This window comes from Jeotgalibacillus sp. ET6 (genome assembly GCF_029667115.1).
Taxonomy (GTDB): domain Bacteria; phylum Bacillota; class Bacilli; order Bacillales; family Jeotgalibacillaceae; genus Jeotgalibacillus.
This window is the reverse complement of sequence record NZ_JARUIU010000001.1, coordinates 893,647-906,359: the sequence shown is the minus strand read 5'-3', so window position 1 is coordinate 906,359 and position 12,713 is coordinate 893,647. Positions and strand designations below refer to the sequence as shown.

General features: G+C 42.5%; 12 protein-coding genes. 11 read left to right on the top strand and 1 reads right to left on the bottom strand.

From position 1 onward, the window contains the following. Window positions 1-33: 33 nt before the first annotated feature. A complete protein-coding gene (gene rnhC / locus P6709_RS04590) occupies window positions 34-963 on the bottom strand; it encodes a ribonuclease HIII (RefSeq protein ID WP_278239698.1) in 930 nt (309 codons plus the stop codon). A 110-nt stretch (window positions 964-1,073) separates the two neighbouring features. On the opposite strand from rnhC, the gene zapA reads away from it, so the two are divergent. From zapA to trxA, 11 genes are all read left to right on the top strand, one after another. Beyond that, window positions 1,074-1,349: a cell division protein ZapA gene (gene zapA, locus P6709_RS04585; protein WP_442905292.1), complete on the top strand. Its 276-nt coding sequence runs from the start codon at window positions 1,074-1,076 to the stop codon at window positions 1,347-1,349. Window positions 1,350-1,356: 7 nt separating this feature from the next. Next, window positions 1,357-1,896, top strand: coding sequence for a CvpA family protein (locus P6709_RS04580; RefSeq protein ID WP_278239696.1), 540 nt, complete (start codon window positions 1,357-1,359; stop codon window positions 1,894-1,896). Window positions 1,897-2,003: 107 nt separating this feature from the next. Next, on the top strand, window positions 2,004-3,716 hold the full coding sequence (polX, locus tag P6709_RS04575) for a DNA polymerase/3'-5' exonuclease PolX (protein ID WP_278239695.1): 1,713 nt from the start codon (window positions 2,004-2,006) through the stop codon (window positions 3,714-3,716). Window positions 3,717-3,728: 12 nt separating this feature from the next. Beyond that, entirely contained in the window at window positions 3,729-6,092 is a 2,364-nt protein-coding gene (locus P6709_RS04570; protein ID WP_278239694.1) for an endonuclease MutS2, read from the top strand. Between the two features lie 29 nt (window positions 6,093-6,121). Next, window positions 6,122-6,529, top strand: a complete 408-nt coding sequence (locus P6709_RS04565) for a DUF350 domain-containing protein (RefSeq protein WP_278239693.1) — start codon at window positions 6,122-6,124, stop codon at window positions 6,527-6,529. Window positions 6,530-6,834: 305 nt separating this feature from the next. Further along, window positions 6,835-8,529, top strand: a complete 1,695-nt coding sequence (locus tag P6709_RS04560) for a long-chain-fatty-acid--CoA ligase (protein WP_278239692.1) — start codon at window positions 6,835-6,837, stop codon at window positions 8,527-8,529. A 165-nt stretch (window positions 8,530-8,694) separates the two neighbouring features. Then, window positions 8,695-9,276: a TetR/AcrR family transcriptional regulator gene (locus tag P6709_RS04555; protein WP_278239691.1), complete on the top strand. Its 582-nt coding sequence runs from the start codon at window positions 8,695-8,697 to the stop codon at window positions 9,274-9,276. Between the two features lie 13 nt (window positions 9,277-9,289). Continuing rightward, entirely contained in the window at window positions 9,290-10,063 is a 774-nt protein-coding gene (locus tag P6709_RS04550; RefSeq protein ID WP_278239690.1) for an enoyl-CoA hydratase, read from the top strand. Window positions 10,064-10,089: 26 nt separating this feature from the next. Beyond that, window positions 10,090-10,863 (top strand): electron transfer flavoprotein subunit beta/FixA family protein, encoded by a 774-nt coding sequence (locus P6709_RS04545; protein WP_278239689.1) that lies wholly within the window; start codon window positions 10,090-10,092, stop codon window positions 10,861-10,863. Between the two features lie 38 nt (window positions 10,864-10,901). Next, window positions 10,902-11,876: an electron transfer flavoprotein subunit alpha/FixB family protein gene (locus tag P6709_RS04540; RefSeq protein ID WP_278239688.1), complete on the top strand. Its 975-nt coding sequence runs from the start codon at window positions 10,902-10,904 to the stop codon at window positions 11,874-11,876. 420 nt (window positions 11,877-12,296) lie between these two features. Continuing rightward, on the top strand, window positions 12,297-12,611 hold the full coding sequence (gene trxA, locus P6709_RS04535) for a thioredoxin (protein ID WP_041059927.1): 315 nt from the start codon (window positions 12,297-12,299) through the stop codon (window positions 12,609-12,611). Window positions 12,612-12,713 lie beyond the last annotated feature (102 nt).

Below are 12,713 nucleotides of genomic sequence, written 5' to 3'. Positions count from 1 at the left end.
AGGGGCCTGGCCCCTTTACTCCTTTAGTGCATTTCACAAACGCTGTGCTTTTTGGGTGTTAGCGAAATGCAGCTTGGCGAAGTGGTTTAATTCGTGCAGCCCTTTTTGTTTAATTAGCTTTGCTGCCATACTATCCACCTTTGCACCGGCTCCTTTGGGCAGAGTAAATCCGGCATCCGTGCTTAAGTTGTCCATTGCGTGCAGAAAGGCGTAGCGGGCAATAATGGAAGCTGCCGCAACGGCTAAATGGATTCCTTCAGCTTTTGTGCTGAAATAAACATTTTCCCTCATGATTTCAGGCTGACTCTTAAGGTGTCGGTAGTAGACATCCTTTTCAGCAAATTGGTCAATTAAAATCCCCTCCGGCTTTTCCGGTGAGATTTTCTTTATAACATGCAAAATGGCCTGGTTATGCAGGACTGCCTTAATCTTTCCCTGTGTCCACCCTTTAGCCTGGCGCTCGTTGTACTTTTCGTTCGGCAGGGTCAGCAGACTGTACGGGATCGTTTGAATAAGCTTTTTTGCAATCTCTATAATGGCTGGATCTTTCAAATGCTTGGAGTCCTTTACCCCGTACTCTTGTAAAAGAGAAATCTGGTCTTTTCGGACGTAGCAGGCTGCAACTGTAATGGGTCCAAAATAATCTCCAGTACCAACCTCGTCAGAACCAATGATGGACATGGTGGAAATAGAGGGTGGAAGAATCGCCTTTGTTTTTGCAGCAGTTGACTCTTTTTTGAGAGGTGAAGATGTAATGGACTTATCAGCCCATTTAGCAGATTCCTTTTCTCCTTCTTTTCCCTGAAACAGCACCTTCCCGGATTTATAAGCTGTAATGGAGTAAGCAGAAGACTTGGCTGCAAAGACCGCCCCCGGGGGAATGGTTTCTTTCAGAATGTGAGAATAGTGTTTTTTCATGTCACTTATTACATTATTCGGCAGAGATAAAACGGCATTTGGCATATGTAAAGCTCCTTTAATTCGTTCAGCCTCGCGATTTTACGGCTGTTAATGATCTTTTCTTTTCATCTTGAAATGGTACGTGTTATGATAATGAATAGGATTCTCGAAGAATGGGGGCTTATACGTTGTCTCAGAATGAAAAAAATCGCATAAGCGTTGATATCTATGGACAATCATACTCCATTGTCGGCAGTGAGTCCACGTCTCATATTCGGCTTGTCGCTTCAATGGTTGATGATAAAATGAGAGAGATCAGCAGTAAAAATCCCTCTCTTGATACATCAAAACTAGCTGTCCTAACGGCTGTAAATGCGGTTCATGATTATCTTAAGCTTAAAGAAGAAATAGAAGAATTAGAGAATGAATTAAAAAAACTAAAGGATTGAATGCTTGATGCTGGATTTGATTTTATTGATTCTGCTGATTATGGGGTTTTTAGTAGGATTAAGAAGAGGCTTTATTTTACAGTTTATTCATATGATAGGCTTTTTTATTGCCTTTTATGTTGCGTATGTGTACTACGATGTTCTGGCTCCAAAATTAACGCTCTGGATACCATATCCCAGTTTTGACAGCCAGTCGGAGCTTGGAATGATTGCAGAGACCGTGAATTTTGAAGGTGCATACTACCGGATCATCGCATTTGCCATTATCTTTTTCGGTGCAAAAATCGTCATGCAGCTAATTGGCTCGATGTTTGATTCGGTTTCACAGTTTCCGCTTTTACGGCCATTAAATGTAGCCGGAGGCGGTGCTCTGGGATTGATTGAGATATATATTGTTCTGTTTGTATTGCTCTATATAGCGGCTATGCTGCCAATTAGTTCAGTTCAAAATGCACTGAGCGGTTCATGGCTTGCTGAATTTGTTTTACAGCAAACACCTATATTCTCCGAGCAAGTAAAAGAATGGTGGCTGGAATCTCGTTCGTAAGCCGGGAAACCTGCTTAATAGGATGCCTGGATCTCCATTTGTGGAGCCAGGCTTTTTATTATGTGCAATGTTTTGCTAAGATGAACAGTGAAGCGGAGGGAACAAAAATGAATAAAAAAGATCTGATAAAATTACTCGAAACGATTGCCGTTTATATGGAGTTAAAGAGTGAAAACTCCTTTAAAATCAGCGCGTTTAGAAAAGCTGCTCTTGCGATCGAAACGGATGACCGCAGCCTGTCGCAAATTGGCGATTTTACAGCTCTTAAAGGAGTAGGAAAAGGCACTGCTGCCGTTATAGAAGAGTACATTGAAACAGGTGAGTCGAGCGTACTGGCTTCTTTAATGAAAGAAGTGCCCGAAGGACTCGTACCCTTGCTGAAGCTGCCGGGACTCGGCGGTAAAAAGATTGCAAAGCTGTATCAGGAATTACATGTGGAAAATATAGATGACTTAAAAAAAGCATGTGAAGAACAAAAGGTCCGAGGGCTTGCAGGCTTTGGAGCAAAAACAGAAGAGAAAATTCTTGCGGTTATTGGTGAAGCAGGCAAAAGACCCGACCGGCTGCCGATTTCATTCATGCTGCCTATTGCGGAGGAGCTGGATGAAATTCTTTCAACAATATCCCAGGTCAACCGTTTTTCAAGGGCGGGCAGTTTAAGGAGAGCAAGAGAAACAATTAAAGATTTGGACTATATCGTGTCTACGACGACGCCTGCTGAAGTCAGAGAAAAGCTTACGGCCATTTCAGGTGTGAAAGAAGTCGTTTCCAATGGAGATACAAAGGTTTCGATTATACTCGACCGCGGCTGGGATATATCAGTGGATATTAGACTCGTAGAGGAAGAATCCTTTGCTACCACCCTGCACCATTTTACCGGATCAAAAGACCATAATGTGAAAATGCGTCAACTGGCTAAAGAACGCGGAGAAAAAATTAGCGAATATGGAGTGGAGTCCGTAGAAACCGGCGAAATAAAGCATTTTTCGACGGAGGCGGAATTTTTTGACCACTTCGGTCTGTCGTTTATTCCACCAGAGGTTCGTGAAGACGGGAAAGAAATAGAGAATCATGAAAAAGCTGCCGGATTAATCGAGAGATCTCATATTAAAGGAGATCTTCATATGCACACAACCTGGTCTGATGGTGCCTATTCTTTAGAAGAAATGATTGAAGCATGCAGAGAAAAAGGCTATGAATATATGGCGATAACCGATCACTCCCACTATCTGAAAGTGGCAAACGGACTTTCGGCTGAAAGGCTTGAAAAACAGCTGGATGAAATTAAAAGGCTGAATGAGAAATATACCGATATTGAAATTCTTTCTGGTGTAGAAATGGATATCTTACCGGACGGATCACTTGATTATGAAGACAGTCTGTTAGAAAAAATGGACATTGTTATTGCTTCAATCCACTCAAGCTTTTCTCAGTCTGAGGAAAAAATTATGAAGCGGCTGCAAACGGCTCTTGAAAACCCTCATGTCGATATTATTGCACATCCGACCGGCAGACTTCTTGGAAGAAGAGAAGGCTACAAAGTGGATGTGGAGAAACTGATTGAAATGGCAGCCAGTACTCAAACGGCACTGGAACTCAATGCAAATCCTAATAGGTTTGATTTAAGTGCCGAATATGTGAAACTTGCCCAGTCTAAAGGAGTGCCGATTGTCATCAATACGGATGCCCATGACCGGACTCATCTGGATTTCATGGAACATGGCGTGCAGGTGGGCAGAAAAGGATGGCTGGTGCCTGACTCGGTTTTAAACACCCGGTCATGGAAAGAGCTGTCCCGCTTTTTGAACAGGCATAAGTAAGGAGGAAATTCATTGAACGCAAAAGCACTTAATACATTGGAGTTTACAAAAATAAAGCAATTAGTAAAAGAATTCGCAGCTTCTGAACTTGGGACCAATCGAATTAATAAAATGGAGCCATCGGTTTCCTTTGACGAAGTTGTCCAGCTTCAGGATGAAACAGATGAGGCAGCAACTGTACTGCGGATAAAGGGCGGCATGCCGCTTGGTGGCATCTTCGATATACGGCCCCACGTAAAACGGACGCAAATAGGCGGCTCGCTCAGTCCAATGGAACTGGTTAAGGTTGCAAGCACCATACGTGCAAGTAAAATGATCCGGAATTTTATAGAGAAATTAGTAGACGATGAGGAATTAAGTCTTCCGATACTCGAAAATAAAAAGGAATTAATGGCGGTGCTGACGCCGCTTGAACATCTGATCTACGATGCCATTGACGAAAATGGAGAAGTGCTGGATTCAGCCAGTGCAGAACTGCGTTCGATCCGTCAGAAAATCCGTTCAAGTGAAAGCAGAATCAGAGAAAAGCTCGAAAGCACCATCCGTTCTAAAAATGCACAAACGATGCTGTCGGATGCGATCATTACGATTCGTAACGACCGGTATGTAATCCCTGTTAAGCAGGAGTACAGAGGTCATTACGGTGGGATCGTGCATGACCAGTCCTCTTCAGGACAAACGGTTTTTGTCGAACCGGAAGCCATTGTGAATTTCAATAATCAGCTTCGCGAACAGCGGCTGAAAGAACAGGAAGAAATAGAACGCATCCTGCTTGAATTAAGTCTCGCAGTCAGTGCAGAAGCCTATGACCTGCTGCTGACAACCGATATACTGGGCGATATTGATTTTATGTTTTCAAAAGCCAAATATGGCAGATCCATTAAAGCAACAAAGCCCGAAGTGAATAATCAGGGAGTCATCCACTTAAATAAAGCAAGACACCCGCTTCTCCCAATGGAAGAAGCTGTGGCAAACGATATCTTTCTGGGCGAAGACTTTACAGCAATTGTCATCACCGGTCCTAACACCGGAGGAAAGACAGTCACGTTAAAAACAATTGGACTATGCACCTTAATGGCGCAGGCGGGTCTTCCGCTCCCCGTGCTTGATGGTTCAAAAATCTCTGTGTTTGAATCGGTTTGGGCAGATATAGGGGACGAGCAATCAATCGAACAAAGCTTAAGTACTTTTTCATCTCATATGGTTAATATTGTAAATATTCTCAAGCAAGCAGACAGCGGCAGTCTGGTGCTGTTTGATGAATTAGGCGCCGGAACCGATCCGCAGGAAGGCGCAGCACTTGCCATCTCGATATTGGACGAAGTGCACAACAAAGGAGCAAGAGTTGTTGCCACTACTCATTATCCTGAGTTAAAAGCATATGGCTATAATCGCGACGGAGTGGTAAATGCGAGTGTTGAATTCGATGTGAACACCCTGAGTCCAACGTACCGTCTCCTAATTGGCGTGCCCGGACGGAGCAACGCTTTTGATATTTCAAAGAGACTGGGTCTTGAAGAACATGTCATTCAGCATGCAAAAACATTTGTCGGTACAGATAGTAAAGCCGTTGAAGCAATGATCGCGTCACTCGAGTCCAGCCGAAAGAGTGCAGAGCAGGATTATGAAGATGCGCATGATTATTTAAAAGATGCGCAGAATCTTCATAAAGATATGCAAAAACAAATGAGCGAGTTTTGGGATAAACGGGATGAAATGTATGAGAAAGCCCGTTTAAAAGCGAACTCACTGGTTGAACAAGCGAAAAGCGAAGCAGAAGAAGTTCTCTCGGACCTTCGAAAACTGCGGCTCGAAAAAAATGCAGATGTGAAGGAACATGAGTTGATCGATGCGAGAAAGAGACTTGAGGGAGCTGCTCCTGCCCCTTCTGCCAAACAGAAAAAAGCGGCAGCTAAAAAACCGTCTGCAAGAGTTCTTGAACCCGGGGATGAAGTAGAGGTCCTCACATTTGGACAACGAGGCATCTTATTGGATAAGGTTTCAGACAAGGAATGGAGCGTTCAAATAGGGATTTTAAAAATGAAAGTGGAAGAAAAAGATCTCGAATTCAAAAAAGCCGAGAAAAAAGCAGAACCCAAGCCCCTGGCGTCTGTAAAAGGGAAAGATTTTCATGTTGGATTGGAACTGGATTTGCGCGGAGAAAGATTTGAAAACGCCCTTCTTAAAGTCGATAAATATATTGATGATGCGCTGCTTGCCGGCTACCCGAGAGTTTCAATCATACACGGCAAAGGAACAGGTGCTTTAAGATCCGGTGTACAGGAAAAATTAAAGAATCACCGTTCAGTTAAAAAAGTACGACTTGGTGAAAGCGGTGAAGGTGGAAGCGGAGTTACGGTTGTGGAATTTAAATAATGATAAAATTTTTTTAAGGTGGCTTAGGTATGGATCACTTCTGGCAGCACCCATTAGTTGAAACCGCAGGATATTACAGTGTTGTTGTTCTGTGCATGATTGTTTTTCTTGCGGTATTTGAAATGGTGACGAAATATAACAACTGGGAAGAAATTCAAAAGGGAAACCTGGCTGTGGCAATGGCGACGGGCGGGAAAGTATTTGGCATTGCGAATATTTTCCGCTATTCCATTGATCAGCACGATACGTTGATTTCCATGATGGGCTGGGGGATTTACGGCTTCGTCCTCCTGCTTGTTGCTTATTTTATGTTTGAATTTTTAACGCCCCGCTTTAAAGTTGACGACGAAATAAAAAACAACAATAAAGCGGTAGGTTTTATCTCAATGGTCATATCTGTTGGTTTATCCTTTGTGATCGGTGCAAGTATTACGTAGAGGGGGACAGGCATGGAAACATTAGCAAAAATATTAATTGCTTGCTGTGCAGTATTTATCGTAATTGGAGTCATTTATTTAGCTATGTAGTAATAAATTGAAAGATACGGTTTTAAACTGACGCAAAACATCAGCAGGGCTTTAGCCTGTGTTTTGCTAAAATCTGATGCACTTTAGGTGTAAAAAATATCAGAAACTGTGTCTTTTTTCTTATCACTAAATTGTAACCGCTTTCCTTTTCGATTATAATAGAATAAGAAATGAGAATTTTCTAATATTTTTATTTTACTAAGGGAGGGAATGACATGGAAAATCAGCCTTGGCTGAATCTTTACCCGGATACAATTCCGACGCATATTGATCTGGAACATAAGCCTGTACATGCTTATTTAACAGAAGCGGCTAAACTTTATCCGGATAAAAAAGCCGTTCATTTTATGGGGAAGGAATTTTCGTACAGGGAAATGCATGAAAGTTCGCTGAAAATGGCGAAATATTTACAGGATATCGGGATTGAGAAAGGAGACAGAGTAGCGATCATGCTTCCGAACACTCCTGCATCTGTCATCGCCTATTATGGAATCCTGTATGCCGGAGCGGTTGTCGTGCAGACAAACCCGCTGTATACAGAAAGAGAAATTGAATATCAGATGAAAGATTCAGGAGCTAAAGCAATTGTTACGCTGGATATCCTTTTTCCAAGAGTTTCATCTGTCTTCAATAAAACTGATCTTAAGCATATGATTATCTCAGGAATTAAGGATTTCCTGCCGTTTCCTAAAAATTTCATTTACCCTTTTATTCAAAAAAAGCAATATGGCATGACCGTAAAGGTTGAGCATAGCGGAAGCAACCATTTACTTACAGAAATCTTGAAAATATCTTCACCTGATCCCGTTGAACACACACTCGACTTTGAAGAAGACATTGCCATCCTTCAATATACGGGAGGTACGACAGGTCATCCAAAAGGAGTTATGCTCACCCACAAAAATTTAATTGCTAATGCCTCCATGTGCGATGCCTGGCTGTATAAAAACAAAAAGGGTGAAGAAATAATATTAGGAATTCTGCCGTTCTTCCATGTGTATGGAATGACGACTGTCATGATTTTATCCGTTATGCAGGGCTATAAAATGATTCTCCTGCCAAAGTTTGATGTAGATACAGTACTGAAAACGATTCACAAGCAGCGTCCTACAATTTTTCCGGGTGCGCCGACCATTTATATTGGCATTTTAAATCACCCCGAACTGAGCAAATATGATCTCACGAGTGTGCAATCGTGTATAAGCGGTTCCGCCCCACTGCCAGTAGAAGTGCAGGAAAACTTTGAAAAACTGACAGGAGGAAAGCTGGTCGAGGGATACGGATTGACTGAGTCATCACCTGTCACGCATTCCAATTTTATATGGGATCAGAAAAGAATAAAGGGAAGTGTAGGTGTTCCTTGGCCTGATACGGATTCAAAAATTATTTCTATGGAAACCGGCGAACCCCTTCCACCGGGAGAAATTGGTGAAATTATCGTGAAGGGCCCGCAGGTCATGAAAGGCTATTGGAATCAGCCGGAAGAAACAGCTGCCATCTTAAAAGACGGCTGGCTTTACACGGGTGATCTCGGCTACATGGACGAAGCAGGATTTTTCTATATTGTGGATCGGAAAAAAGATATGATTATAGCAGGCGGATTTAATATTTATCCCCGTGAAATTGAAGAAGTTATGTATGAGCATCCAGCGATTCAGGAAGTAGTTACTGTAGGCGTTCCTGATGCTTATAGAGGAGAGACAGTGAAAATTTTCGTTGTCCTGAAGCAAGGCCATGAAGCCACTGAAAAAGAATTGGATGATTTTGCCCGTCAGCATCTTGCTTCCTATAAAGTTCCACGCATTTATGAGTTTAGAGAAGAACTTCCAAAAACGGCAGTAGGAAAAATTCTTCGAAGACAGCTTGTGGAAGAAGAAAAGGAAAAACAATCAAACCAGAAGTTAGGATAGTTATGACGGGAAAGAGTGAAGAAATCCACTCTTTCCAAATATAAATTAGTTGGTTTATACTTGACTAATAGAATGCCAGTTAGTAAGATGAAATTATGAATGATCATTCATTCATAATTTCTTTTTTGGTTGAATTTTGATTACAGGTTGAAAGGTGATGACCCATTGAAAAAAGATAAGCCCAAATATAAGCAGATTATAGACGCAGCCGTTGTGGTCATCGCAGAAAATGGCTATCACCATTCCCAGGTCTCTAAAATTGCCAAACAGGCTGGAGTAGCCGATGGCACCATTTATCTTTATTTTAAAAATAAAGAAGACATTTTAATTTCTCTATTTGAAGAAAAGATGGGGCAGTTTGTGCGGTCGATCCGCGGCAAAATGACCGGTGAGGAAGATGCCATTAAGCAGCTTGAAATTCTGATCAGGAGCCACTTTCAAATGCTTGCAGACGATCATCACCTTGCGATTGTCACACAGCTTGAACTAAGACAGTCCAATAAAGATATTCGTTTGAAAATTAATAAAGTACTAAAAGAATACTTATTAGTTGTGGATGAAGTTTTAAATAATGGCGTCCAGAGCGGCTTACTGACTGAAAATTTAGATATTCGTTTGGCAAGGCAAATGGTCTTTGGTACGATTGATGAGGTGGCCACCACCTGGGTAATCAATGACCAGAAATATAATATTACAAAGCTTGCTCCGGGCATTCATTCATTGCTTGTGAACGGGTTGAAAAAGTAAAGGGGGAAAGCCGATGAGCTTTTTAACGTGGGAAAACGATCAGCTGGTATCCATTGCTTCTATCGAACGTCCTCCTGCAAATGCTCTTGCCAGTCAGCTAATTGAAGAAATTGATCAATGGCTGACTGCAGTGGAGCATGATCCTGAAGTAAGAAGCCTCCTAATCCATGGAAAAGGGCGCTTTTTTTCAGCAGGAGCAGATATAAAAGAATTTACTCAAATTGAAGATGGAGCCGCTTTTAGTGAACTGGCAAGAAGAGGACAGTGGGTATTTGAACGGATGGAAAGCTTTTCAAAGCCCATTATTGCTTCCATCCATGGTGCTGCTCTTGGCGGCGGGCTCGAATTGGCAATGGGATGTCATATCCGCTATGTAAGTGAAACTGCAAAGCTCGGACTGCCGGAATTGCAGCTTGGTCTTGTGCCTGGATTTGCAGGCTCTCAGCGTCTTCCGAGATTTGTGGGCTTTGCAAAGGCAGCAGAAATGCTTCTGACAAGTGAACCGATTTCCGGTATTGAAGCTGTCAGGTGGGGACTTGCCAATCAGGCTTTCCCTGAAGAAGAAGTTTTCGAAAAATCGAAAGCGCTTGCATTGAAATTGGCACAAAAAAGTCCAATTTCAGTCAAAGCAGCACTGGATTTGCTTCAATACGCAAAAACAGCAGACTTTGAAGAAGGCGTGCAAAAAGAAGCAGACTGGTTCGGAGAAGTGTTTGTCTCAAAAGACGCAAAGGAAGGGATTGACGCTTTTATTCAAAAGCGCAGTCCGGTGTTTAAAGGAGAATAAAGCATACTTAAATGGAGGGATTGTAAATGAATATCTACGTATTGATGAAAAGAACATTTGACACAGAGGAAAGAATCTCGATCAGCGGCGGGAAAATAGCCGATGATGGTGCTGAATTCATCATTAATCCTTATGATGAATATGCGATTGAAGAAGCGATTCAGCTCAAGGACGCACACGGAGGAGAAGTGACGGTTGTGTCTGTTGGATCTGAGGAAGCGGAAAAGCAGCTGCGGACAGCACTTGCAATGGGTGCAGATAAAGCAGTCCTGATTAATATTGAAGATGACGTGGAGGAAAGCGACCAGTTCACAACTGCCCGTATTCTTGCAGAATACTTAAAAGATAAAGAAGCTGATTTAATCATTGCAGGCAATGTAGCAATCGACGGAGGATCCGGTCAAGTAGGACCGCGGGTTGCAGAACAGCTGAATATCCCATATGTTACCACTATTACAAGCATTGAAATTGATGGGCAAACTGTCACAATTGTACGCGATGTAGAAGGGGACTCAGAAACGATTGAAACATCTCTCCCGCTTCTTGTTACTGCACAGCAGGGATTGAATGACCCCCGTTATCCATCGCTTCCGGGTATTATGAAAGCTAAGAAAAAACCGTTGGATGAAATTGAATTGGATGATTTAGATCTGGATGAAGACGATGTAGAACCAAAGACAAAAACAATCGACATCTATTTGCCTCCTAAAAAGGAAGCAGGACGCATTTTAGAGGGAGAAATTGATGATCAGGTAAAAGAACTGGTTCAATTGCTTCATAAAGAAGCCAAGGTGGTCTGAGTAACTTAAATTAATCATCATTTCCAGGAGGGACAATCATGACGAAAAAAATAATTGTGTTGGCAGAATCACGTGAAGGAGCACTTCGGAATGTATCGTTTGAAGCCATAGCAGCTGGCAAAAAAATCTCAGACGGCGGAGAAATTGTAAGCGTTTTATTAGGAGATGACGTTTCCACTCATGGCCAGGAGCTGATTGCTTACGGTGCTGATAGAGTCGTTACTGTACAAAATGAAAAACTGAAGCAGTATTCTTCAGATGGCTATGCTCAGGGTTTGCTTGCCGTATTAGAATCAGAAAATCCTGATGGACTTGTTTTTGGTCATACAGCACTGGGAAAAGATCTTGCACCAAGAATTGCAAGCAAGCTTGGCAGCGGACTTATTTCAGATGTGACAGCGATAGAGGAGGGCGGGGATGAACCTGTCTTTGTACGGCCGATCTACAGCGGTAAAGCTTTTGAAAAGAAAGTTGTATCAGATGGTCTGGTCTTTGTGACAATACGTCCGAATAATATTGATCCCCTTCCGAAAGAAGAAAGCCGGTCAGGGGAGGTCACTTCACTGGATGTGGAGATAAAAGATCTGCGGACCATCATTAAAGATGTGGTTCGAAAAGCGACAGATGGAGTTGACCTTTCAGAAGCCAAAGTAATTGTTGCCGGTGGCCGCGGAGTAAAAAGTGAAGAAGGATTTGAACCGCTGAAAGAACTTGCTGACCTGCTGGGTGGAGCAGTTGGAGCATCACGGGGCGCATGTGACGCGGAGTACTGCGATTACTCTCTTCAAATCGGACAGACTGGAAAAGTTGTTACACCTGATCTGTATATTGCCTGCGGATTATCCGGAGCGATCCAGCACATGGCCGGCATGTCCAACTCAAAAGTCATTGTCGCAATTAATAAAGACCCGGAGGCTAACATCTTTAAAGTCGCAGACTACGGAATCGTTGGAGATTTGTTTGATGTAGTCCCTTTACTTATTGAAGAATTTAAAAAAATTAAAGCATCCTGATTTATCTTGTAAAAGAGGTTGGGATAAAACTCAATAAAGTTTAAAGGACGAGTTAGTAACTATAAATAGTAAGAGGTGAGCGGAGCGGAAGGTGGCGACTCCAGCAGGATATGACGGCTAGCTGAGACTTTGCGGGGCAAGGCCCTGGAAAGTCTCAGCACCGTCCCTGAGGAAAGCGTCCATCTGAAGCGACCGAACCGAACCGGTCAAAGAGGCTGAGGCACTTTTTGTCTCAGCCTCTTTGCTATGGAGAGACATAATAATCGTATTAATAATAATGCAGCAGGAAAATGGGAAAGATACAGATGTTCTGAAAGCCGCTGTAGATTGATTTTTAACCATGCAGGCAAAAAAGTGGATTCCCCCATAATGGGGTGCTATACTTTGTCTATATTCGGCATTATAAAGGAGGAAATAAACATGGCAATTGCACATGCAACTGATCAAACATTTACAACTGAAACTGGAGAAGGCTTAGTCCTCGCAGATTTCTGGGCACCTTGGTGCGGACCATGTAAAATGATTGCTCCTGTTCTTGAAGAACTGGATGCAGATATGGGTGAAAAAGTTAAAATTGTTAAGCTTGATGTGGATGAAAACCAGGAAACTGCGAGCAAATACGGCGTAATGAGCATCCCTACGCTAGTGGTGCTTAAAGACGGAGAAGTAGTAGACAAAGTCGTTGGTTTCCAACCGAAAGAAGCACTTGAAGAGCTTCTAAACAAGCACGCTTAATAAACCAGACCAGGCAAACAATGCCTGGTTTTTATTTTGTCTTATTTTCTTCATAATTTTTTCGAACATACGACCCCCTATTTTTGCATTTATCTCCGCCAT

Coding starts and splice junctions, on each gene's coding strand:
- rnhC (WP_278239698.1), bottom strand. CDS start 963: ATGCCAAATGCCGTTTTATCTCTGCCGAATAATGTAATAAGTGACATG.
- zapA (WP_442905292.1), top strand. CDS start 1,074: ATGGGGGCTTATACGTTGTCTCAGAATGAAAAAAATCGCATAAGCGTT.
- P6709_RS04580 (WP_278239696.1), top strand. CDS start 1,357: ATGCTGGATTTGATTTTATTGATTCTGCTGATTATGGGGTTTTTAGTA.
- polX (WP_278239695.1), top strand. CDS start 2,004: ATGAATAAAAAAGATCTGATAAAATTACTCGAAACGATTGCCGTTTAT.
- P6709_RS04565 (WP_278239693.1), top strand. CDS start 6,122: ATGGATCACTTCTGGCAGCACCCATTAGTTGAAACCGCAGGATATTAC.
- P6709_RS04560 (WP_278239692.1), top strand. CDS start 6,835: ATGGAAAATCAGCCTTGGCTGAATCTTTACCCGGATACAATTCCGACG.
- P6709_RS04550 (WP_278239690.1), top strand. CDS start 9,290: ATGAGCTTTTTAACGTGGGAAAACGATCAGCTGGTATCCATTGCTTCT.
- P6709_RS04545 (WP_278239689.1), top strand. CDS start 10,090: ATGAATATCTACGTATTGATGAAAAGAACATTTGACACAGAGGAAAGA.
- P6709_RS04540 (WP_278239688.1), top strand. CDS start 10,902: ATGACGAAAAAAATAATTGTGTTGGCAGAATCACGTGAAGGAGCACTT.
- trxA (WP_041059927.1), top strand. CDS start 12,297: ATGGCAATTGCACATGCAACTGATCAAACATTTACAACTGAAACTGGA.